The sequence below is a fragment of the Maribacter sp. MS6 genome (assembly GCF_056839185.1).
This window is the reverse complement of sequence record NZ_CM166389.1, coordinates 816,460-839,862: the sequence shown is the minus strand read 5'-3', so window position 1 is coordinate 839,862 and position 23,403 is coordinate 816,460. Positions and strand designations below refer to the sequence as shown.

Here is a 23,403-nt window from a genome sequence, read left to right as displayed (position 1 = left end):
TTTTAAACCGGTATAACTGTATACCTAGTCTAAGGTAGTAGATCAAATTTAAAGATAGTGATGTTGTTATAGGTTTCGCCTGGTCGCAATACGCTGTTTGGAAAATCTGGTCGATTGGGCGCATCCGGATAATTTTGTGTTTCAAAACAAATACCAGGAAAGTCAAGCGGAGTGAATACGACCAACGCAGGCTGGTTTGTATATACTTTCATGGAAATCCCGGAACGGGAAGAATTCAGTTCTGCTACTTTTTCGCTACCCATATTTTTAACAAATACCGTATCCATACGTTTAATCCCAATAGGCTTTGGTAAAAGAAAATCGTTGTCCGTAGAACGAACAGGAATTGTATTACCCGTAGGTAAGAGGTTCTCCTCTAGTTCTAAATAGTAAGGGCAGTTAAGTTGTAGCTCATAATCGTCAACGTACGGACTATCATCTATTTTGAAATAGGAGTGATTGGTTAGGTTTATTACAGTACTACGGTCCGTAACCGCTTCGTGAATAACTTGCAACGCATTTTGTACTAACTTGTAGGTAATGTTTACCGTTAAGTTTCCAGGATATCCTTCTTCCAAATGCTTGCTTTTGTAAGATAATTTTACAAATGGATCTTCCTCTTGGTTTACTTCTTCAATAGTCCAAGTCTTTTGATTGAAACCTTCTTTACCACCGTGCAGGTGTACCCCATCTTCCTGATGCAGAAAGAATTTTTCCCGATCTAGCTCAAAGCCTCCATTGGCAATACGACCTGCATATCTGCCTACACATGCGCCAAGGCAGTTTTCATCCAATCTATATCTACTTGGGTGGTTGTATCCGACCACGGTATTTGTATAGTTGCCATCTTTTCCCTTGACCAGTAATTTCTGGATAATGGCACCGTAATCTAGTACCATAAGGGTTATATACTCGTTGGAAATCGTAACTTGTTTCAATTCGTAGCGTTCTAATGATCGGTGTAAAAATAAAAGAATTTTGCCACAACTGTTTTTTTCTTTCGTCCTTAAGATAACAACAACTTAAAACCTATAGAAGACCGGCCAATGTTTCAAATTGATGTCGTAGAAAAATGTAAGCACAACGACCGGAAAGCGCAGTTAACGTTGTACGCACAATATTGTGATGGGATGTATGTGGTGGCCACTCGGTTTTTAGGTAATACCGATGATGCCGAAGATGTACTCCAGGATGCGTTCATAAGTGCCTTTCAAAAAATACATCAGTTTAGTGGTGAGGTTACCTTTGGAGCGTGGTTAAAGCGAATCGTGATAAATAAGTGTATTGATTTTTTAAAGTCTAAAAAACAAGAGTTTATTCCTTTGGAAGAATCCTATATGCAAACGGTTGATGATGACGATTGGAGCGTAAGCACAGAAATTACTATCGCAGAAGTGAAAGAAGCGATTCAAAAGTTACCGGACAAATATAAGTATGTGGTGCTTATGTATTTGGTTGAAGGATTTGATCATAAGGAGATTTCTCAGGTATTGGGTTTGACCGAAACGGCGAGCAGAACACGTTTAGTAAGGGGTAAAGGATATTTGAAATCGGCTTTAATAAGAAAAGGATATGGGACAGGATCTTAGGGAATTATTTAATAGTGAACGTGCAGCAAATCTAGATAGTTTAAATGAGGGACATATCCTTCGATTTGAGGAAAAGTTGGATATGGCCATGCCTATAACCAAAAAACGTTCTGGTCAATGGAAGATTGCTGCGTCTATTCTTGTATTGTGTAGCCTTGGCCTTGCAGGCTATTTACAATTTGTGATAAATGATTCTGCTACGCCTACTATGTTGAAAACGTCGAAGGAGGGTAGTAGTTTTTCTTTAGGTGACTTATCTCCCGATTTAAAAAAAGTAGAAAGCTATTACGTGGCTAATATCAATTTGGAGTTTTCAAAACTTGAGGTTTCTGAAGATAATAAGGGGGTCGTAGATAGTTTTATGGACCGATTATCGGAATTGAACGATGAATATGAAGCGCTAACCCTTGAATTAAACGAAATGGGTCCCAATGACCAGACCATAAGTGCCCTAATTGAGAATTTACAACTACGCTTACAGTTACTCCAGCGGCTAAAAAAGAAATTAATTCAATTAAAATCATCAAAAAATGAACAGATTCACAACAATAGCATCTAGACAATTCATCGTTGTACTAGTATTTTTAGGAAGTACAATTTGTAGTACCGCTCAGAAACAGACAAAAACCTACACCGAAAGCTTTAATGTTGGCAAGGACGCCGTTTTGGATATCAATACAAGCTATTCGGATATTGAGTTTGAAACTTGGAACCAAGATAAGGTAATGGTCACTGCTACTTTTGAGCTTGAAGGTGCCACCGAAGAGGAAGCCAAGGAGTATTATAACAGTACTCCAATTGAAATTATGGGAAATAGCAAGAAAGTATCCATTACGTCTAAATCGCAACGAATGGGCCTCTTTCCTAGTCGTGAATTCAATTTTGATATTGGAGATTTTGATATGGATATTCCCGAGGTTTCAGCGTTCATGGTAGAAATGCCGGAGATAGGACCACTTCCAGAAATGCTAGAAATGCCTCCCTTGCCCATGACGAGAGCTTTCCGATTTGATTATGATGCCTATAAAAAGGATGGGGAAGTATACATTAAAAAATGGCAAAAGAACTTCGAAAAAAGTTTTGATAAGAAGCATCAAAAACGACTAGAAGAATGGGGAGAGAAAATGGAAAAACGTGCCGATAAACTGCAGCAGCGTATGGAAGAACGAAGTCAGCAGATGGAAGCCTACGAAAAGAGAAGAAACGAATTGGTAGAGAAACGAGAGGAAGGATTACATCAGAAAAGAGAAGCTTTTGCAGAAAGAAGAAGCGAATTATTGGAAAAAAGAGAAGAGTTACTGCACAACAGATCTACGTTATTAGATTCTTTACTGGTAAAGCAGGATTCTTTACGTACCTTTTTATTTCGAACGGACAGCACAACAAAAGGACCCACAGTTTTTTATTCCGCTACTAACGGTGAGAAAAAAAAGTACAAGGTCAAAAAAGTTATTAAGATTAAAATGCCAAAAGGTATGCGCATACAGATGAACGTGCGCCATGGTGAGGTGAAATTAGCTGAGAATACTAAAAACTTAAACGCAACCCTGTCACATGCTAGTCTGTGGGCCAGCACAATAGAGGGTAACGAAACAAAGGTTTCAGCTTCCTACTCGCCCGTCAGCGTTCAAAGGTGGCATCGCGGACAGCTGCATGCCAATTACTCTAGAAATGTTGCTTTGGCCGAGGTCATGAATCTACAATTAAGCGCAACTTCTTCTGATGTGACTATTGATGAGCTATTAGGTAAAGCCTTTATTAAAAGTGATTTTGGTCCTTTGGTAATAAGATCTCTTGGGAATTCGTTTGAGGAACTAGACCTTTCCCTAAAAAATGGAGAGCTACGTTTAAGTCTGCCCACTAGTCCGGCCTCCATGTATCTAAAAACGACCAATTCCGAACTTAGTACACCAGGGGGTTTGCTGCTGGCAACCACCAAAAATGGTAACACTGTTATTCACAAGGGAAACCACATAAGCAATACGGGTAGCGCTACTATTCATATTACCTCCGAGTATAGCGATTTGGTGATACACTAGTGTTGCACACTTATTAAAACCCCAATAATATAAGATACATCAACCTTAAAAAATCATTGTTAATGCGCATCCTTCTTTAAAAAATCACCAAAATTTGCCTTAAATCGGTTCAATCTCGGAATGGAAACATTGCGCACGTAGGAGTTATTCGGGTTTTTTCGCTCATAATCTTGATGGTACTCTTCGGCCTTCCAGAATTTATCTAGTTTAGTTACCTCCGTGGTAATCGGGTCCCCTTCATAAATATTCATATCTACTGCAGCTTTTATATACCCTTCAATAATTTTTTTTTCCTGCTCGTTTTGATAAAATGCGATAGAGCGGTATTGTGTTCCACGGTCAGGACCTTGTTGGTTTAGAGAAGTAGGATCATGCGATCCAAAAAATACCTGTACCAATTCGGTAAAAGAAATCACTTTTGGGTCGTAATACACCTCTACAGCTTCCGCATGTAGCGTTCTGCCATTACCTATCATTTCGTAGGTTGGATTAGCCTCTGTACCGCCAGCATAGCCCGATACAGCTTCCTGAACACCTCTTACGCTTTCAAAAATAGCTTCAACGCACCAAAAACAACCACTTGCAAAATAAGCCGTTTCGTAATTTTGAAGTTCTTGCAGACTTAATTTTACATATTTGGGTGTGGACTCTTGAGCTACTTCCTTTACGGGTTGGGAATTGTTTTCTTTGGTGTTCGACTTGCAACTTGTTACCATTAAAAGTGTGAGTGCCAAAAAGGATAGTTGTGTGAATTTCATCTGTTTTCTTTTTCTACAATTTGTAGGCAATTTACAAAGTCCTTACTGCAGAAAGGGTTAAAAAATGTTAAGGAAATAAAATGATGTACTATTTTTATCCAATGGAATCGTTTTCAACCGTTCTAGCGTCGTATTCAAATAATCCTATTCGCATATTGGACACCGCTATTCCCTTGGAAGGATATAAAGGATTGAACCTTAGTATTACGAATACCGATTTGAAATCTGTAAATATTACCGACCCAATTGCGTGTGAAGCGTATATAACTAAAGTAGTAGAGGACAAAAAGGGTAAGGTAGCTTACGGTGGTTATTTAGAGCAACGAAATTTATATGCCGATAAAGCCAGCTTTTCGGGTAATTCTGAAGCACAAAGAAATATTCATTTAGGTATTGACTATTGGTGCGCTGCGGGAACTAAGGTTATAGTCCCGTTGTTCGGTAGCGTACATAGTTTTAAGAACAATGCTACGGTTGGCGATTATGGCCCTACCATAATTTTAGAACATAAGCTACAGGGCTATCGTTTTTACACGCTCTACGGACATTTGTCATTGGAATCTTTGCAAAATCTCCAAATTGGAAAGCAGTTTGAAGCGGGAAGCCTATTGGGTACTTTAGGTACAGCAGCTATTAACGTTAACTATGCACCCCATCTTCATTTTCAAATAATACAAGATATCCAAGGGTATCAAGGAGATTATCCAGGGGTATCTTCCCTTACGGACTTGGATTATTACAAAAAAAATTGCCCTGACCCCAACCTTTTACTGAAAATAGGTTCCTAAACAATCGGTTAACGACACCTTTTTTCGATAAGGTGTTTTTAGGGTTCGAGCAGTTTACCGAGTAAATTCTGCACTTAAACCGAACTTCTGTCAGATACCGAGTAATATGGGTTGTTCGGCGAACGGCAACCCTCAAAAATACACTTGCGCCCGTTATAATAGTGTAACAAACGCAAGTCATGAAAACAATAGCTACCATCTTCTTTATCTTCTTCATCGGAATGAGCGCACAAGCTCAGAACAACACAACGGATGTTAATGTTGAAACTATCGAAATGACTATCGTTACCGAAACCGTAAAGGAATTGAACTTAGAAACTAAAACCGAAGTTGCTAGATTGTACAAGTTCAAAAATGCCAGAGTAACCAAGGCATTATCTTTTACTACGAAGAGAAACAAAGCTAAAATGGCTTAATATAATATCGAAACTAAAACTTACAGGCATGATATATTCAATAGTAAAGCTAATCGAAGAAAAACTTAAAGTAATTATCGAGTCCGTACTGCCCGAACCCAAAAGAACCTATGCATTGGTATTTGTGAAACCAAACAATAGTATTAATAGGTAAGCATATTAAGTATCTCCCCAGACGTTAACTTGATTAATTTTTGAGAAACTACTTTTTTTAGGTTAAAATACAAAAGTGTCACTTCCGAAGTTTCGGAAGAGCACTACGGTTTTGAAGAAATTCCTGTAAAAGGTTCACTTCCCAGGTCTTGGAATACGCTTATTACGGCTGTTACAAAGCCAAAGTTTAGCATACTTACCTGAAAAAGTATATTGTTTTTACTTCAATTCTTAAAAATCGAGACTGCTATTGGTCATTCCATACCGTTTAACGACACCTTTTTTCGATAAGGTGTTTTTAGGGTTCGTGCAGTTTACCGAGTGATTACTGCACTTTAACCGAACTTCTGTCAGATACCGAGTAATATGGGTTGTTCGGCGAACGGCAACCCTCAAAAATACACTTGCGCCCGTTATAATAGTGTAACAAACGCAAGTCATGAAAACAATAGCTACCATCTTCTTTATCTTCTTCATCGGAATGAGCGCACAAGCTCAGAACAACACAACGGATGTTAATGTTGAAACTATAGAAATGACCATCGTTACCGAAACCGTAAAGGAATTGAACTTAGAAACTAAAACCGAAGTTGCTAGATTATACAAGTTCAAAAATGCCAGAGTAACCAAGGCATTGTCTTTTACTACGAAGAGAAACAAAGCTAAAATGGCTTAATTAAAACAACATTAAACCGGTACAAATGAAAGAATCTGTCCTTGACCGTATTAAGAAGGTATTAAAAAAAGTAAAAGTTACCGGTAAGCCTGTTGCGGAGCCAAAGATGAAGTTGGTTTACGTAAAAAACAGAGATGGGTTACATTGATAACCCTTAACCGTGTTTATTAAAATCTTTATCAGTTAAAACTCCCGCTTACCAAATTCACTTTCTATAAACTTAGATTCGTTTTTGTTCTTATTAAAGGAATAGGAAAGGTTCAATACCACGATATCCACTTCGTAGACATAATTAGTAGTGGTAAAGAATTCTCCTGATTGTTCAGTGGTGATGCGCTGCTCGTTCGTATTCAATAATCCTAGGTCTATTTGCTGCCATTGCAGGGTTGCCACCAATCTATTGTCCAAAAACGATTTGCGAAAGCTAAGGTTTGGAGCGTAGAATTCTGAATCTTGGCCCTGCGCTGTATTTCTAGCAGATAAGTAGTTGAAGGTAAACTGCAATGAAGCATTATCCGAGAATCGTAATGTGCTATTCGCATTTACGGAATAGATAAACGCATTGGTGTCTACAGGCCTATTATCAAAAGAACCAGCTATCGTATTGTAGTAAAAATTGGCCCCTATAAACGTACTCCAATTTTCGGTGGCTTGTAATTGTGTGCCCAATTCCAGTCCCACAGCCTTACCACGACCAACATTGGAATAGATTCGGTTTAGAATGGTATCGTTAAAAACGGTGTTCACGCGATTAACTATATTTTTTATGTCCCTGTAATACGCGGTTGCGAAGACGGAATTACCTCCGTTAAAGTTTTGACTGATGCCTACTTCCACTAAATCTATAAACTCGGGTAGCAACTCTGGGTCTCCCTGTTCCAATGTCTCCGAATGTTCCCGCTCCGGAAAGGGATTCATTTTAAAGGTAGTGGTGCGCTCTATCCGCTTGCTATAGGCGGCCTTTATTTTGGTGTTCTTAGCAGTAGTGTATTGTATCGATGCAGAAGGGAATGGTCGCACAAAATTATATGTGTATGTTGTGTCTACGGTATTGTTCCTATCCTGGAGGTCAAAATCGCGATTCATGGCCTCTATACGCAGGCCTGCGGAATAATCCCACTTATCTTTTGTTCCGCTTAGTTGGGCAAAGCCGGAATGGATGCTTCTGCTGAGGTTCACCGTACTCGAAAATTCCGGTACGAGTTCAAATAAGCCCGTAGTATTGTTGCGCCGTTCATAAATAAAATCCCCTTCATGGTCTAGACTTCTATACTGATATCCTGTTTCTAAAGTTCCAAAAGAAAAAGGTTTCCATTCGTAATCCAGGGAAAACCGGACGCCATAAAGTGGGTTGTCATTCGTATTAAATTCGTCCTGTAAAATAATGGAGGTATCCGGGAAACCTAAGTTTCGGTTGGTCGTGGGCCCGCCTAATAACGTGTATTCATATAATAATGAGGCATTTAGTTTAGAGCTGTTACTAAAACCATGGCTATAATTAAAACTGCCCAAAACAAAATCCCCTTTGCGTATGCGCAGGTTTTCGTTGAAATATTGAAAGTCATACAAGGTACTACCATTTATTACTGGGGTGCTTGCGGTATTATTAAAATAGAGGATATCCGCCGTACGGTCCTTACTTCGTTTTCCACCATAAAAACCTAGGGAATAGGTATTGCGTTCATCAGGGGTATAATCAATCGTAAACCTACCGCTATAGTTAAGCTCGTCAAAACTGCGTTCGCCGTCCGATGGAAACTGGGTTAGGGTGTCATTACCAATGGTAAAAACGTCACCCTCCCGTCTTCCTGCAACATCGTTGCGCTGGTAGTTGGCGCCAAAAGCAAAATTCCATTTATCGGTTCTTAGGGTATAGGTGGCATCCATTCCATAGCGTTGTGTAGCTTTCGTATTATCATACGATTCTACGGACGGGATTCCCGCCCTTAAATTTACCTGCGTAAACGTACCGTTCGCGGCTCCTTTTTTGGTAAGGATATTCAAAATCCCTGCTTTACCTTCGGGATCGTACTTTGCAGAAGGTGCGGTTATCACTTCCACACGCTCCACACTATTTGCGGGTAGCTGGTTGAGTAGGGTAACGGGATTTCCCTGTACCGGTTTTCCGTTTAACAACACCATAAAACCCGAGCTGCCCCGCACCTGTAGTTCTCCCAGTCCGTTTAAGCTTACCGCAGGGAGATTGCGGAGTATGTCGGTGGCCGAACCACCCTTGGCATTCTGAAATTTCTTGGCGTCAAATACTTGCCTGTCAATTTTATGGATCACCGTAGTGCTTTCCGTGGCAACAACTACTTCATCTAAACGATTGGCGCCTAACACCAAGGCAATCGTACCCAAATCTAGGGATGCTTGGGTTGTTGTAAAATCTATGTTTTCTATTCGTTGTTTGGTATAGCCTATAAAAGAGAGCTCTAAGAAGTAGGTGCCTATTTTTATTGATTCAATGGTAAAACTTCCGTCGGATTCCGTAATCACACCGGTGAGCAAGGCTTTATCTTCTTGATTATACAGCGCAGCGGTGGCATATTCAAGCGGCTCTTGGGTATTTTCAGCTACTAATTTGCCCGTAATTTTTTGAGCAGAAATGCCACTAAGCGATAGCAGCAGTAAAAACAATGTACTATACTTAAGTTTCATTTAGAAGTTTAGTAGTTGGAAAGGTATTAAAAGTAAGCCATATAACGAGAGCTAAAAAGAGGAGTAATCAATCTTTAGAATTGCATCAAATCATATTCAATTTCTTAAGACACACTTTTTTGTAGGAAAAAGACTAATAATACGACGAAGTGAATGATTTAGCCGATAAAATGCACTTGTCTTTGTAGGAATTTTGATGCTTAAAAGTGTTATTCATCGAATAGTTTGGAGTTCATCGGGAAAATCCTTCCTTTGGTCGAAAGGGGGAAGGTGTAATAGGGTAGTGCAGAGTTATATAGAAACCAAATTACCTACCATGCGCAACTTATTTTTTTTAGTGCTGACCATTTCTATCGGATGCTTCGCACAAGCACAGGATCACAAGACCCTATCGAAACTAGGTCTGCAAAGAGTCGATACTATTTCGATGCCGATTGAATATGTTACCGAAACAGCTCCGGTGCAACTAATGCCATTACCTATAGCAGGACTATTTATTATGAAGCATTCTAGGGTAAAACGCGCCCTGAGTTTTAGAGTGAAAGCAACAAATCCTAAATTAGCTTAGTATGATGTGGCATCTTCCAATCAGTTTTTTAGGACTAGCGGTTGCAATACCTTCCAAACGGTATTTGCTACGATTTTTTGACCTTCCGCTGTTGGGTGTATCCCATCTTCCAAGTTTAGTTCCGGTATGCCTGCAACCCCTTCCAGTAAGAACGGAATCAGTGTTACATCGTTTGCCGCAGCCAGTTCTGGATAGATATTTTTAAAATCCGTAGTGTAGTCCGCACCCATATTTGGTGGAATCTGCATCCCGGCCAAAACAATTCTTGTTTTTGGATTTTTCTTCCGTACCATATCGATCATGGCCTGTAGGTTGGCTCGTGTCTCCGTAAGCGGAATACCTCGGAGTCCATCGTTTGCACCCAGTTCCAAAATAAAGATGTCTACCTCTTGGTTCAATACCCAATCCAGTCTATTTCGCCCACCGGCCGTGGTTTCCCCGCTTAAACCGGAATTGATTACGGTGTAATCCATTCCCAAGGAATCTAGCTTCAATTGTATCAAATTTGGAAACCCTTCTTCGGTATCCAAACCATAAGCAGCGGTTAGGCTGTTGCCAAAAAATAGAATTACATCGTCCTCCGTTTCCGTAACCACATCGTTAGGAACGGTTTCTGTTTCTGGACGCTCATTTGTAGGTTCCTGTTTGGGACTTTCCTTACAGTTCCACAGTAGCAGGAGCACTAAAAAATAACGAAACTTTAATACTTTGTCCATGGGTATCTGCGCTTTAAATTGAAATCATTTCCTTATTTTGTCGGCTTGACCGAAAATGAGTTATGACAAAGATATTAAACGTAAGCAAGCTAAGGAAAACCTATACCAGTGGTTCTAAAAATTTAACGGTTTTGGATGATATTTCCTTTAGTATAGAAGCCGGCGACACCTTCGCCATTGTAGGGCCTTCAGGAAGCGGAAAAACAACGTTATTGGGACTCTGTGCCGGACTGGACCGCTCTGACCATGGTACTGTAAGCTTATGTGGGGAGGATTTAGGAGCCATGAACGAAGACGAACGTGCCTTTTTACGCAACCAGAAAGTTGGATTTATATTTCAAGACTTTCAGTTGCTTCCCACCTTAACAGCTTTGGAAAATGTAAGTGTACCCTTAGAGCTGCAAGGAGCATCCAATGCTGCTGCCGTTGCCTTGGAATTGTTGCAAAAAGTAGGTTTGGGAGATCGATACGATCACTATCCATCTCAATTATCGGGAGGAGAGCAGCAACGTGTCGCTTTGGCACGAGCTTTTTCTACGAAGCCCGAAATTCTCTTCGCGGACGAACCCACAGGAAATTTGGACGAGGAAACAGGGGAGAAGGTCATAAAAGTATTGTTCGACCTGAACAAAGAGGCTGGTACTACCTTGGTCATTGTGACCCACGATCTAGATCTTGCCAGATTAAACAATCACGTACTCCGCTTAAAAGGCGGAAAAATAATTGCTAATGAAACCACCGCCGTATCTTGAATACTATTAAAAAACAATACAAAGCCCCTTTTAGTTGGTTGCTAAAAATGGCGTGGAGAGACGGGAAGGCCAGTGGAAAACGCTTGCTATTGTTCATGGCATCCATTATTTTGGGTATTGCCGCCGTCGTTTCCATTCAATCGTTTAGTCAGAATTTAGAGGAGAACATTGGGCTTCAGTCCAAAGCCCTAATGGGGGCCGATTTTCTCATTGATAGTAATCAGCCCGCTAATGAACGGGTGGTAGAGATTATAGACTCCCTGGGTGGTTCCGATGCTATGGAAGTCAAATTCGCCTCCATGGCCGCGTTTTCCAAAAACAACGCAACAAAATTTGTGCAAGTGCGCGGTATGCAAGGTGGATTCCCTTTTTATGGCGAACTCGAAACAGACCCAAAAGTTGCCGCAACAAGCTATTTGGAAAAAGGAGGCGCTTTGGTCGATGCCACGGTCATGCTCCAATTTGCATTAAAGCCTGGTGATAGTGTAACCCTTGGCACTACTACATTCCCTATTGTTGGTTCGCTAATTACCGCTCCAGGAAGTACAGGTATAAGCACCTCCGTGGCACCGCCTATTATGGTGCCATATCGATTTATGGCCGGCAGTGGCCTTTTGGAAAAGGGGAGTCGGTTAGACTATGTCTATTATTTTAAGGACCCGGAAGCCGATTTAAAGGCCTTGGACGAGATCCTAGATCCAAAGCTCGATGCTGAAAATGCAGATATGGATACCCACACCTCTACCAGCGAACGCTTGGGAAGAAGGTACAATAATGTAGGTCGGTTTTTGAACCTTGTTGCTTTTATTGCGCTGTTGTTAGGCTGTGTGGGTATAGCCAGTTCTGTTCATATTTATATCAAGGAAAAGTTACGGGCAGTGGCTGTTTTAAAATGCTTGGGCGCCAGCAGAAAACAGACGTTTTTAATCTTTCTGATACAGATTGCGGGCATGGGACTTATTGGAGGTGTCATTGGCACCGGCATTGGTTTGCTGTTACAACAATCGTTTCCTTTGATCTTACAGGAATTTTTGCCCTTTGATGTAGTTATAGGGACTTCTTTTCAGGCTGTTGTTGTTGGGCTTTTATTAGGTGTTTTCATGTCTGTCTTGTTTGCCTTGTCTCCGCTGATAAATACGTGGTATGTATCTCCATTACAAGTCCTACGGGTTCAGGAAAATTTGGACGAAAAATCCAGACCTGCCCAGATAATCGTAGTACTGACGATTATACTATTTATATTTCTGTTTGCCTTTTGGCTTTTGAACAATCTGCGTTATGCAGTCGGATTTGTAGTGGGCATTGCCGTTACGTTTGCTGTTTTGGGCGGCGTTGCGCTGTTGTTTATGCGACTCGTCAAGCGCTTTTTTCCCAGATCATGGAGTTTTTCCGCACGACAGAGTTTGCTGAATCTGTTCCGACCTAATAACCAGACCGCCGTACTGATTTTGGCAATTGGTATAGGCACCTTCCTGATCAGTACCTTATACTTTACCAAAGATTTTTTGCTGGCCAAAGCGACTTTGGAAAGTAACGAGCAAACGCCCAACATCATCCTTTTTGATGTTCAAACGAACCAAAAAGAGGCCGTTGCCCAGACAATTACACCAAAAGGACTTCCGATTTTACAGAACATTCCTATTATAACTATGCGTCTGCAAAAAATAAAAGACCGCAGTGTAAACGATATTAGGGAGGACAGCACCAGCACCATCCGTGGTTGGATATTAAGTCACGAATTTCGGGTAACCTACCGTGACTCCCTAATGGCCTCCGAAAAATTATTGGAAGGCGAGTGGAATGCCGAGGTCTTGCCGAACAGACCTGTACCCATATCCCTGTCCGATAATCTAGCTGCCGATGCCCAAGTAGTGATAGGGGATACCTTACAATTTAATGTACAGGGCATGCTGATGGAAACCGTCGTGGCCAGTATCCGCCAGGTAGATTGGGGCCGGATGCAAGTCAATTTCTCCGTAGTGTTCCCAAAAGGCGTATTGGAAAAAGCACCCCAATTTCATGTGCTCAGCACCAACGCACCGGACAAAGCTGCCTCTGCTTCATTACAGCAAGAATTGGTACGGAAATTCCCCAACGTTTCTGTTCTGGACCTGCGGCAAGTATTGGAACTCGTGGAAGGCATTCTGGACAAGATTTCTTGGGTCATTAGTTTTATGGCCTTCTTTAGTATTATTACCGGAATTATGGTGTTAATAGGCTCCGTACGTAATAGTAAATACCAGCGTGTCCGTGAAAGTGTGTTGTTACGCACCTTGGGTGCCAAAAGCGGACAAATCCTAAAAATCACCGCATTGGAATACCTGTATTTGGGGGTGTTAGGAAGTGGCATAGGTATTTTGTTATCCCTCGTGGGGAGTCAGTTATTGGCCTATTTTGTGTTCGATACCGCCTTTGTACCTTCATGGGTACCCTTTTTGGTGGTTTTGCCTGGAATAACGTTATTGGTACTCGCCATTGGATTATCCAACAGCAGGAATGTGTTGAATAGTCCGCCGTTGCAGGTGTTAAGGAAGGAGGGGAAATAGGAGGTAATTTTAAATTGTCAGATTTCTTATCTTAGTTCCATATATAAAAGATATATAAATCATATGATCTATATCCTTACGTTAGCCCCCATTTGGCAGTCACTGAAATATTAGATTAAATGAAAACAGAACTGAAACTTGATAAAGAGGATGATTTAATGGAAAATGATGTCACTAACTTTCCATTCACGATAGAAAATGCCAAAATTGGGAGGATTATTGCTTGGACAGTATCTACAACTATAATGATTTACCTTATAGTTTTAATTCTTGGTTTTATATCACTAAAATCACCTGATGACCCCATTGGTAATCCTTATTTCACAATTCTTGAAATACTAATAATTTTACTTGCACCATCCATGGTGTTCACCTTGGCAATAGTTCATAAATCAACACCAGAAAAACTAAAGATTTATTCTCTTACATCGTTGATTTTAATATCAATAATGGCTTGTATTACATGCTGTTTACATTTCGTTATTTTGACTTTAAGCCAACAAGAAGCATTTATGGATAAGAACTGGTCAACACTGGTGTTTTCTTTTAAATGGCCTTCTGTTGCATATTCAGTTGATATTCTTGCTTGGGATTTTTTCTTTGCTCTTTCAATGTTGTTTTTATCCACAACATTCAGAAAAAGAGGATTGGAAAGCTTTATTCGGATTCTATTATTAGTAAGTGGAATTCTTTCATTTATAGGAATTTTAGGTATTCCATTTAATAATATGCAAGTTAGGAATATTGGTATAGTTGGGTACACGGTTTTCGCAATAGTTATATTCTTTCTATTTGGAATCGCATTAAATCATAGAGCCCACAAATAGATTGACTACTGTGATTATGAGAGGTTTAAAATATATAATAGTCTTTTTATTTTGCTTTTTATTTATTCGAACAGAATATTTACAAGCTCAAGATAATTCTGTATCTCTAGACACTCTTAATCAAAATAAAACCATTGTTTACAAAGCATTAGGATTTACATCAGTGTATTATGCAAGTTCATTATATATTTTAGGTCAAACATGGTATAAAGACAAGGAACGTGTACCATTTCATTTTTACAACGATAACGCGGGATATTTGCAGGTTGATAAGTTTGGGCACATGTTCGGAAGCTACGTGTACAGTTATGTTGGTTATTTCGGATTATTGAAACTGGGTGCCACCCGAAAAGAGGCTCTAATTTTCGGCTCTACCTTGGGTTTTGTTTTACAGCTTCCGATTGAGATAATGGATGGCCTTCACCAAGGTTATGGTTTTTCGTGGGGAGATATTGCTGCTAATTCAATGGGTTCTGCTTTAGTTTTAGGACAAGAACTTCTGTTTAAAGAACAATTAATTAAATATAAATTCAGTTATTGGGAATCACCCTATTCAACTAAAGCAAACGGATATTTGGGGACAAATTTCTTCGACCGCATTTTTAATGATTATAATGGTCATACATATTGGCTATCCTGTCCTATAAACAAAATTATACCAAATAAAATGACACCTGATTGGTTAAATATTGCCATCGGTTATGGTGCAAATGGCATGTATGGAGAATTTGAAAATATTACAAGCTACAATGGTGTAGCTATTCCCGAAACGCAACGATATCGTCAATACCTCTTATCGCTTGACATTGACTGGACAAAGATAAAAACAGATTCAAAGTTTTTACAGATACTTTTTAAGGGAATGACATTTATAAAACTACCATTTACAACGATAGAATATAATTCAAAAGGGAAATTTAAAGGATATTGGATTTATTATTAGAAAAGAAAATTAAAAAACGGGGGCTAACATTGTATAAAAATAATAGCGGTTTAATCGCTAAAATGAAAGTAAATAAATATAAAAAAGGTCAGTGTTTAACCGAAAAGTTAGCGTGTGAAAATCCGCTACTATTCTTATACGAGACCGTTATGCAACATTAAAAACTAAATTAGCATTATACGACCAAGATTGACTGACTTCCATAATTTACCTATCACTCAAGAAGAGGTCGATTTTGCTATTCCTTTTTTAGATGAGGACATTCCTCTTTATGTTGACCCTTTTCTATTATGGAAATCGCCTTCAATGCAAGACAATTCTTTGCATCTTTCAATAACAAACAGTTTCAATCATTTAGGCTATTTGGTAAATAAAGGAAATGAAAAAGATGCTATTGATTTAATAATTCGTGCATCGGAATGTGATGAAGTGGGATTTGGAAATTCTAAAACCAAAACTTGCAAAAGGATTGGAATTAAATTGGCGTCAAAGATTACGAATCTATATAATTCAATTCCACAAATTTCAAAATCTGTATTTATTCATTTTGAAGAAACTCAATTGCTTGTGAAAATTTTTCAAAAGATAGAGTAAGTGACATTGCCTGTAATTAAATTCAATCCTTTTTAGTTGACTGTAAGCTTCCCTTAATCAGAACTGTTTATTTTTCTAATTGCTCACATTACGCAATCGCAATTTAATTCTGTATTTTTAGGTAACTTATATATCCTTAAAAACAGCATTATGACTACTCTTTTACGAACCCTGTTACTACTCATGGTAATGGCTATTACTGTTACAGAAACTTATGGTCAGAAAAAATTGGACCAACAAGTGATTACAGATTTACAACAGACACCTAAATATGGTTTTATACTCACTACAGAAAGACATTTTAAGGGAGTGCTAAGTATGTATGACCTACTCATTGAAAACGGTGTTCAAATTGAGGCGTACGAAATTGTGGTCAAAGGTAAGGTGGTGACCCAATTGGTCAAAAAATCCGAGTTGGAGGCATTTTTTCAAAAATACAAAGGAAAGGTCAAGGTAAGCGTATGCAGCGTTGCCATGGAGAAATTAGGTGTAGCGGAGGAGACTCTTTTTGATGGGCTCACCGTTACCCCGACTGCCTCGGTGCGGATGCTTCAATTACAGGCCAATGGCTATAATACGTTAACGTATTAGGTGGTAGTATCTTCTCACATCCAAAGGATGCTGAAGGATTGGCAAAGAATTTATCGACGTATTCAAAGTTCTAAGAACGTGGTTTAAATTGCAATCATCGGTATTAGTGTAGCAATACCTGTTTAATAGAAGTATGTACATTGAAACATTTTATGTTTTTAGAGTTTGGTGTAATTATTGAGGTTAAACGACTTAAATTCACCTTTAAACACCGACCAAATGAATAAATTCCATTTTAAATTAGCTACGATTTTATTCTTTTCACTCTCTGTGAATTCCCAAACCCTGGATACCTTGGTAGATGTCGGAGGTTATCACATGCATTTTAACATGCTAAGAGGAGAGGGAACGCCCATTCTTTTTGAGGCTGGTGCAGGTAATGATGGTTCTGTTTGGAACAACATACTGGAAAAAATTCATGCGGTTACGGGTACCACGTTGATTACCTATGATCGGTCTGGATTCGGGAAAAGTGAGGTAAATCCAAATCTGAAAAACGATTCGGATTTTGGAATTTTAAATGGGATTACAGAACTGGAAACAGCTCTGGCAAAACTTGGTTTTGACAAGGATATTATTCTCGTTCCCCATTCCTACGGGGGATTTTATACAACGCTGTATGCATCCCGCCATCCCGAAAAAGTAAAATATGTAGTACGAATCGATGCAAATTTAGTGGACTTTTATACGAACGATGCACTTAACATGATGGCCCAGCAGGAAGCCCCTCCTAAAACGCCCGTAACCTTAGGGAATTATTATCTTTTTAAGACCTATCCCGAAACGGTTAAATTATTACGAACTATCGATTTTCCATCCAACGTACCTGCAATAGATATCATTTCGCCAATTAACAGAGGTTTTCCGGAGAATTATTGGACCTTTCTACAACAAGTCCACAAGGATTTTGTAGAGGCCGAACCCAATCGAACGGAAATCATTGCCGAAGGAAGTGGGCATTATATATTTCATGACAATCCATCCCTTATCATTAATGCAATCGTTAAAGCCTATTCGGAAACCTTGGACGAAAACCAAAGAACCGTAGTTTTAGAAAGGGCTCTAGATAATGCTATTGAATTAGCTATTGAAGCTAAAGTGGATAATCGTTCGGAACAAGATTTGAATACCTTAGGATATTCCTTTTTGGGAAATGAAGAGTTAGAAAAGGCTTTAGAGCTTTTTAAATTAACCACGATGCTATTTCCAGATAGTTTCAATGCCTATGATAGTTACGGTGAGGCTCTGTTGAAAGCAAATAGAAAAGCAGAAGCCATTAAAATGTACGAGAAATCGATTGAATTGAATCCCGATAATGAAAATGCAAAAGAAGTGTTGGTTCAACTAAAACTGTATTAGCAAAGTACACTTTTTCCACTATAAATATTTTGCTACCCCGGGGTCTGCCTTGAGAAGAGGGCAGATAGTTTAAAATTCTCCACGTTTTAAAAGGTTTAGGGAATCTAGTATACAGGTTGCTATTGATAATTCTAATGATTGATTTATGTTTGTTAGGGCACGTATGGCTTTTGTAGAAAGGTGGGTAATTGTTGCAGCTCTTCTTTTTTCGATATTGAATTGTCTTATTCAGTATCTTAGGTTTTACAAGTAGGATTGCATCAATGATGCCATTAAGTACTTGGCAAAAGCAAAAATCCAAACAAAGACCAAGATGAGAACAGGTGAAAGCATAGCAATCGAATTCAATGATTTCTCAAAGAACTACACCAAGGATATGATGGGATGTGTACCGCATTATGTTTCCTTGATTTCAAGCTTTACCAAACATTTACCTAACAATTTTGACCCTACATCTATTCTGGATTTGGGTAGTGGTAACGGAAATGTTACTGCCCAATTACTACCCTATTTCCCAACTGCCAAGTATACTCTTGTAGATGCATCTGCAGAAATGATCAAACTGTGTCAAAACCAGTTCAAAGCGTATGACTGCCTTTATGCCAACACGTACTTTAAAGATTTTTTATTTGAGGAGGAAAAATACGATTTAATTGTTGCTGGATTTAGTCTTCATCATTGCGATGAAAACGAAAAACAGACGTTGTTTAAGAAGCTATACCGATCATTGAGGAAAGGAGGAATTTTTTCCTGTTGCGATCTTATGATTAGCAAAACCCATCCGGACCATGCCAAGCTCTTGATGGAATGGGAAGTATTTGTAACTACTAACTTTCCAAATGGTGAAAAATGGGCTTGGTTAATGGAGCACTACGAAGCATTTGACAAGCCAACGGATTATACGAAGCAAGTAGCATGGTTGAAAAATGCAGGCTTCAATACGATACATTTTCCCTTTAAAGAGGGATATTGGATGCAGTTACAAGCGATTAAGTAGTATAAGGGTGCTATTTCTACTACCACTACACGAGTTTCATAGATTGGCTTGTTAAGCTGAGCTCGTTCTCGAAACTGTAGTAGAAGTCTTTGATAGCGGGAACATTTAAATTCTTGGATGGTACCTGGCAAAGGCTATACACCATAAAAAAGTAAGTATAGGAGCATTTATTTTGCTATATTCAACCCCACTAAAACCACCAACAATGAAAAAAGTTCTGCTCCTTTTAACACTACTGCTCGGTGTTCAAACGTTTGGACAAGAAGCCATGCGCCGGTGGCGTAAACTAAATCAAGTACGTGCGGATAAATTTGATTTGGTCCTGCCCGAAGCCATGCGCGAAAACAAGATAGATATGTGGATCGTTACGAATCGAGAAGGAAATCTAGACCCGTTATACACAGATATGGGCGAGGGATACGTTACCGGTAACGCATATTATATTTTTACGGATACTGGGGAAGAGCGTATTGAGCGGGCTGCCCTTGGTGTGGAAGGTTATTTGCTCGAAGAGGGTGGCACGTATGACTATTTTGGCAGTGCCGATGAATTAAAGGAATTTGTTATGAAACGTGACCCCAAAAGAATTGGTCTTAATATGTCCAAGAACTTTGGCGGCGCTGACGGGTTGACCCATTCCGCCTATTTAGAACTGACGGAACTTTTAGGTAGCGACTATGCGACACGTTTTGTATCGGCAGAAAAACTGGTTTCCGATTTTAGGTCAAGACGCGTAGCGAGTGAGATCGCTATTTATGGGGAAGCGGGGGAATTTTCATATACGATAGCAGAAAAGGCATTTTCCAATGACGTAATTACCCCAGGGGTTACCACCTTAGAGGATGTAGCATGGTTTATGAAAGACCAGCAATTCAAGAATAATTTGGGTTCTTCGTTCGGGATGCCTTCTGTTTATGTAACGGGACCGGATGGTGTTATTGCTACCTCAACCGACCGTATCATTCAACGAGGGGATGTGCTGATGTTGGATTGGGGTGTAGGCTTAATGAACATGTTTACCGATATGAAACGCATGGCCTACGTACTTAAAGAAGGGGAAACGGAAGTGCCACGGGGAATCAGGAACGCATTTGACCAAGGAGTAAAAGTCCGTGATATCATCCAAAAGACCATTAAACCGGGCGTAACGGCGCAAAGGGCAGAGGATGCAGTGTATGCGGCACTCACCAAAGCGGGTTTTAACAAGATGAAAGGCTTTAACCAATACACAGACTTGGAAAAGACCGATGTGATTATAGGTTGTCACTCGGTTGGGAATTGGGGACATGGTATTGGTCCGTCTATTGCCTTTTTTAATCCAGTTCGTTTGGGGTATGAACTAAAGCCATCAAATTTAATTTCCATTGAATTGTTTGCCTACACCAAAATACCGGAATGGGGTGGAAAGAAGTTACGTGTTCCCCTAGAAGACGATGCCTTGATCACGGAACGTGGTGTGGAATGGCTATATCCCGTGAACCCAAAAATTTTGGTGATTAAATAATATGAGGTTTTGGTTCTCTTAAGCTAATCCCATTATAGCTTATTGTAATTTTCACGATCTAATTCATTGGTGATTCCCATGCGTAGGTAGTACCGCGAAGCTTATGTTTAAATCAGATTATCCGGTACTATGATCATCATCCGATATTATTCTACAATTGCCCCTATTTTTAAAATTATCCCCATAGCTTTGCAGCAGCATTAAAAGCCGCTTGTATGTCCGTATTTACCGACTTTAAAATCAATAACATGTTATTGAGGGCCCTATCAGATTTGGGGTTTAATACACCAACACCCATCCAGGAACAGGCTTTCCCTGTGGTTATGAGCGGTACCGACGTGGTAGGGATTGCTCAGACCGGAACGGGAAAGACCTTTGCATATCTACTACCTCTTCTTAATCTGCACAAATTTTCTAAAGACATACATCCCAAGACTATGATACTCGTTCCTACCCGGGAACTTGTGGTACAAGTGGTGGAAGAGGTGGAAAAATTAGGTAAATATGCTTCTGTACGGGTATTGGGTGTTTATGGCGGTACGAGCATGAACAAGCAAAAAGAAGCCTTGGCTTTGGGAACGGATATCATCGTTGGCACACCCGCCCGCCTTTATGATTTGGTTCTGGCTAGGGCCTTACAATTGAAGAATATAAAAAAACTGGTCATCGATGAGGTAGATGTGATGTTGGACTTAGGGTTTCGATTTCAACTCATCAATCTTTTTGAACTGTTGCCCAATCGCAGACAGAACATCATGTTTTCCGCAACAATGACGGAAGATGTGGAATTGTTGATAAACGACTTTTTTGCCGGAGTGAAAAAAATATCGGTAGCCGTTAGCGGAACGCCATTGGAAAATATTGATCAGTCCGTATACGCCGTTCCCAATTTTTACACCAAGGTCAATTTGATGGTACATCTGTTACAAGATGCAGCGATATTTCATAAGGTATTGGTCTTTGTATCCAGCAAGCGGACTGCAGATTTGTTGTTTCAAGAACTGGCCGAATTTTTTAGTGAGGAACTATGTGTAATACATTCCAATAAAACACAGAATTATAGGATGCGCTCCATTAATCAGTTCGACTCCGGTCAGAATAGGATTTTGGTCACCACCGATGTTATGGCCCGTGGTCTGGATTTGGATGAAATTTCACATGTAATTAATTTTGATACGCCTGCGTTTCCTGAAAATTATATGCACCGGATAGGAAGAACGGGCAGGGCAGAGAAGGAAGGGAAATCCATACTCCTATATACAGAAAAAGAGGAAGAAGCCAAAGAAGCTATTGAAGCCTTAATGATGCAAAAAATTAATGCGCTAGCTCTTCCTGAAAAGGTTGAAATCTCAAAAAGGTTAACAAGAGACGAGCAACCTAAACACATAGAGCACGAGAACCCATTACGTGAAAATGAGGACGAACGTGGTGCAAGCTTTCATGAAAAATCGGCTAAAAATAGCAAAGAGAATCAGGGAGGTTCCTACAAACGCACCATCAAAAAAAAATACTCCAAGCCTAAAACCAGGGGAGATAAGAACTTTGGTAAAAAGGGTAAAAAAAGGTAGCGGTTTAAGAAGGGGAATATGCGCTCTATTTGATTTTAACATGTTATTCTAGTAGTAAAACATCCAATACGTCACGTACTTTTTCACTGTTCCAGTCCGCAGCTCCTTTTTCTTTAATAATGATTTTGCCTTTACCACCGATGATATAGTTAGTCGGTAGGCTGTTTGAATCTAGCGTTTCAGGGGTTTCCATTTTTGGGAAATATATGGGCAGTGTATACCCTTTCTTGTTCATAAACCGCTGCACAATATCTGGATTTTCGTTGGTAAGAAGTATAAAATTTATCTGGTCACCATAATCTACATATAATTTTTGGATACTTGGCAGTTCCGCAAGACACGGCGGACACCATGTTGCCCAATAGCTAATAAAGCTCACCTTACCCTTACCAATTGAGATGGAGTTATAATCCCCCTGTATATCGGTAAGTTGATACTCGAACGGTAGCATTTGTGCTTGTTCGTTTTCATCTATAGCCGAAGGTGAGAAAACATAAATCTTCAATTGATTAACCGCTACCTGTATTGGTGTTCGGGTTTGTGGTAGGAGCATCAGTATTATAAAAACTCCAAAAAGTAGATTGCTCAGGCTAGGTCTTTTTAGTTTCATTTAAATCATGTTGGTATAATAGTAGTAAAAGTATTGGAATCCTTTCGTATCAACTTATAAAATCTGTTGTATTGGGGTTGGAAGCACTGTTTTTTTATTGATTCGTACCTAATTAACTTCTTTGGCTTGCTTTAAATTATCGGTAAAAAGTAGCTGTTTTTCGGCAAGCTGTTTTCAGGGTTGTTTCTATTCGTCGAGTCTTTCTAACCTTTTATCCATAGTATTTACACAGACCTAATATTGCTGTATTACAGCGATAGAGCACTGGTGATGCCCTAGGTTTGAGGTTATCTTTAAGTAACCCAAATGCTTAGTATGAAAACTGTTTTAGTCTTTTTGTTCGTCTTTTATATTAACGCTGCCATGGCAGCACAACACACAAAAAATCATGATAAAGTTGACACTGTTCAAATGGATGTTGTTCTGGTTGGTAGCCTTCCTGTTTTTATCACTTTGGAGAAAGCTGGAATGGAAACGGAAGATAAGCTAGCCCGTTTGTACCGCTTTCATAATTCAAGGGTAAAAAAGGCCTTATCATTTAAAACTAAAAAGGATAGACCAAAATTGGCCTAGTCTTTGCTCTAGTAAATATCAGAAGTATACTACTGTACTTTTATAAAAACACACGTATGATTATTTCAATTCTTTTGATTCCTGTTTTCTTGGTCGGGGTATATTTATTCCTTATTCCAAAAACAAAAAAGGCACTTCGTCCTATCAAAGTTCGAAGCACCCATAAAAAATTCTA

At 39.5% G+C, this 23,403-nt stretch carries 25 protein-coding genes; 20 read left to right on the top strand and 5 right to left on the bottom strand.

Features of this window, described 5'->3' with window-relative positions; genetic code table 11:
* Window positions 1–29: 29 nt before the first annotated feature.
* Window positions 30–938 carry an aldose epimerase family protein gene (locus MS6x_RS03875; RefSeq protein WP_482605449.1) on the bottom strand — a complete coding sequence of 303 codons (909 nt, stop codon included), beginning with the start codon at window positions 936–938 and terminating at the stop codon, window positions 30–32.
* 108 nt (window positions 939–1,046) lie between these two features.
* Between MS6x_RS03875 and MS6x_RS03870 the strand changes: the two genes are divergently transcribed.
* The 3 genes from MS6x_RS03870 to MS6x_RS03860 are packed head-to-tail and all read left to right on the top strand — an operon-like array spanning window position 1,047 to window position 3,628.
* Window positions 1,047–1,589, top strand: a complete 543-nt coding sequence (locus MS6x_RS03870; RefSeq protein ID WP_482605448.1) for an RNA polymerase sigma factor — start codon at window positions 1,047–1,049, stop codon at window positions 1,587–1,589.
* Window positions 1,573–2,148 (top strand): hypothetical protein, encoded by a 576-nt coding sequence (locus MS6x_RS03865; protein WP_482605447.1) that lies wholly within the window; start codon window positions 1,573–1,575, stop codon window positions 2,146–2,148. The genes MS6x_RS03870 and MS6x_RS03865 overlap by 17 nt, the downstream gene beginning before the upstream one ends.
* On the top strand, window positions 2,120–3,628 hold the full coding sequence (locus tag MS6x_RS03860; protein WP_482605446.1) for a hypothetical protein: 1,509 nt from the start codon (window positions 2,120–2,122) through the stop codon (window positions 3,626–3,628). The genes MS6x_RS03865 and MS6x_RS03860 overlap by 29 nt, the downstream gene beginning before the upstream one ends.
* Window positions 3,629–3,687: 59 nt before the next feature.
* Here the strand turns inward: MS6x_RS03860 and msrA are convergent, their stop codons facing one another.
* On the bottom strand, window positions 3,688–4,386 hold the full coding sequence (gene msrA, locus MS6x_RS03855) for a peptide-methionine (S)-S-oxide reductase MsrA (RefSeq protein WP_482605445.1): 699 nt from the start codon (window positions 4,384–4,386) through the stop codon (window positions 3,688–3,690).
* Between the two features lie 80 nt (window positions 4,387–4,466).
* Here msrA and MS6x_RS03850 point away from each other — a divergent pair, with 80 nt between their 5' ends.
* From MS6x_RS03850 to MS6x_RS03830, 5 genes are all read left to right on the top strand, one after another.
* Window positions 4,467–5,174, top strand: a complete 708-nt coding sequence (locus MS6x_RS03850) for a peptidoglycan DD-metalloendopeptidase family protein (RefSeq protein WP_482605444.1) — start codon at window positions 4,467–4,469, stop codon at window positions 5,172–5,174.
* A 179-nt stretch (window positions 5,175–5,353) separates the two neighbouring features.
* The gene (locus MS6x_RS03845; protein WP_482605442.1) at window positions 5,354–5,590 is read left to right on the top strand and encodes a hypothetical protein; all 237 of its coding nucleotides are present in this window, start codon (window positions 5,354–5,356) and stop codon (window positions 5,588–5,590) included.
* Between the two features lie 28 nt (window positions 5,591–5,618).
* Window positions 5,619–5,744, top strand: a complete 126-nt coding sequence (locus tag MS6x_RS03840; protein WP_482605443.1) for a hypothetical protein — start codon at window positions 5,619–5,621, stop codon at window positions 5,742–5,744.
* Between the two features lie 438 nt (window positions 5,745–6,182).
* On the top strand, window positions 6,183–6,419 hold the full coding sequence (locus tag MS6x_RS03835) for a hypothetical protein (protein WP_482605442.1): 237 nt from the start codon (window positions 6,183–6,185) through the stop codon (window positions 6,417–6,419).
* Between the two features lie 25 nt (window positions 6,420–6,444).
* Entirely contained in the window at window positions 6,445–6,567 is a 123-nt protein-coding gene (locus MS6x_RS03830) for a hypothetical protein (RefSeq protein WP_482605441.1), read from the top strand.
* A gap of 35 nt (window positions 6,568–6,602) precedes the next feature.
* Here MS6x_RS03830 and MS6x_RS03825 read toward each other — a convergent pair whose 3' ends face one another.
* Window positions 6,603–9,080 (bottom strand): TonB-dependent receptor, encoded by a 2,478-nt coding sequence (locus tag MS6x_RS03825; protein ID WP_482605440.1) that lies wholly within the window; start codon window positions 9,078–9,080, stop codon window positions 6,603–6,605.
* 196 nt (window positions 9,081–9,276) lie between these two features.
* On the opposite strand from MS6x_RS03825, the gene MS6x_RS03820 reads away from it, so the two are divergent.
* Window positions 9,277–9,648 (top strand): hypothetical protein, encoded by a 372-nt coding sequence (locus MS6x_RS03820; protein ID WP_482605439.1) that lies wholly within the window; start codon window positions 9,277–9,279, stop codon window positions 9,646–9,648.
* Between the two features lie 20 nt (window positions 9,649–9,668).
* On the opposite strand, the gene MS6x_RS03815 is transcribed toward MS6x_RS03820, so the two are convergent.
* Window positions 9,669–10,364 (bottom strand): arylesterase, encoded by a 696-nt coding sequence (locus MS6x_RS03815; protein ID WP_482605438.1) that lies wholly within the window; start codon window positions 10,362–10,364, stop codon window positions 9,669–9,671.
* Window positions 10,365–10,426: 62 nt separating this feature from the next.
* Here MS6x_RS03815 and MS6x_RS03810 point away from each other — a divergent pair, with 62 nt between their 5' ends.
* The 10 genes from MS6x_RS03810 (at window position 10,427) to MS6x_RS03765 (ending at window position 22,045) form a co-directional block, all read left to right on the top strand.
* Entirely contained in the window at window positions 10,427–11,116 is a 690-nt protein-coding gene (locus tag MS6x_RS03810; RefSeq protein WP_482605437.1) for an ABC transporter ATP-binding protein, read from the top strand.
* Between the two features lie 47 nt (window positions 11,117–11,163).
* A complete protein-coding gene (locus tag MS6x_RS03805; protein WP_482605436.1) occupies window positions 11,164–13,662 on the top strand; it encodes an ABC transporter permease in 2,499 nt (832 codons plus the stop codon).
* A gap of 119 nt (window positions 13,663–13,781) precedes the next feature.
* Complete coding sequence (locus MS6x_RS03800; protein WP_482605435.1) at window positions 13,782–14,489, top strand: hypothetical protein; 708 nt, start codon at window positions 13,782–13,784, stop codon at window positions 14,487–14,489.
* 16 nt (window positions 14,490–14,505) lie between these two features.
* Window positions 14,506–15,432, top strand: a complete 927-nt coding sequence (locus tag MS6x_RS03795; protein WP_482605434.1) for a DUF2279 domain-containing protein — start codon at window positions 14,506–14,508, stop codon at window positions 15,430–15,432.
* A 189-nt stretch (window positions 15,433–15,621) separates the two neighbouring features.
* Window positions 15,622–16,026 (top strand): hypothetical protein, encoded by a 405-nt coding sequence (locus MS6x_RS03790; RefSeq protein ID WP_482605433.1) that lies wholly within the window; start codon window positions 15,622–15,624, stop codon window positions 16,024–16,026.
* 150 nt (window positions 16,027–16,176) lie between these two features.
* Window positions 16,177–16,617, top strand: a complete 441-nt coding sequence (locus MS6x_RS03785) for a DsrE family protein (protein ID WP_482605432.1) — start codon at window positions 16,177–16,179, stop codon at window positions 16,615–16,617.
* A gap of 219 nt (window positions 16,618–16,836) precedes the next feature.
* On the top strand, window positions 16,837–17,976 hold the full coding sequence (locus tag MS6x_RS03780; RefSeq protein WP_482605431.1) for an alpha/beta fold hydrolase: 1,140 nt from the start codon (window positions 16,837–16,839) through the stop codon (window positions 17,974–17,976).
* Window positions 17,977–18,289: 313 nt separating this feature from the next.
* The gene (locus MS6x_RS03775) at window positions 18,290–18,973 is read left to right on the top strand and encodes a class I SAM-dependent methyltransferase (RefSeq protein WP_482605430.1); all 684 of its coding nucleotides are present in this window, start codon (window positions 18,290–18,292) and stop codon (window positions 18,971–18,973) included.
* A gap of 205 nt (window positions 18,974–19,178) precedes the next feature.
* Window positions 19,179–20,477 carry a M24 family metallopeptidase gene (locus tag MS6x_RS03770; protein ID WP_482605429.1) on the top strand — a complete coding sequence of 433 codons (1,299 nt, stop codon included), beginning with the start codon at window positions 19,179–19,181 and terminating at the stop codon, window positions 20,475–20,477.
* Between the two features lie 215 nt (window positions 20,478–20,692).
* Window positions 20,693–22,045, top strand: coding sequence for a DEAD/DEAH box helicase (locus MS6x_RS03765; RefSeq protein ID WP_482605428.1), 1,353 nt, complete (start codon window positions 20,693–20,695; stop codon window positions 22,043–22,045).
* A gap of 43 nt (window positions 22,046–22,088) precedes the next feature.
* Here the strand turns inward: MS6x_RS03765 and MS6x_RS03760 are convergent, their stop codons facing one another.
* Window positions 22,089–22,655, bottom strand: a complete 567-nt coding sequence (locus MS6x_RS03760; RefSeq protein WP_482605427.1) for a TlpA family protein disulfide reductase — start codon at window positions 22,653–22,655, stop codon at window positions 22,089–22,091.
* A gap of 315 nt (window positions 22,656–22,970) precedes the next feature.
* Here MS6x_RS03760 and MS6x_RS03755 point away from each other — a divergent pair, with 315 nt between their 5' ends.
* Window positions 22,971–23,228, top strand: coding sequence for a hypothetical protein (locus MS6x_RS03755; protein WP_482605426.1), 258 nt, complete (start codon window positions 22,971–22,973; stop codon window positions 23,226–23,228).
* Window positions 23,229–23,403 lie beyond the last annotated feature (175 nt).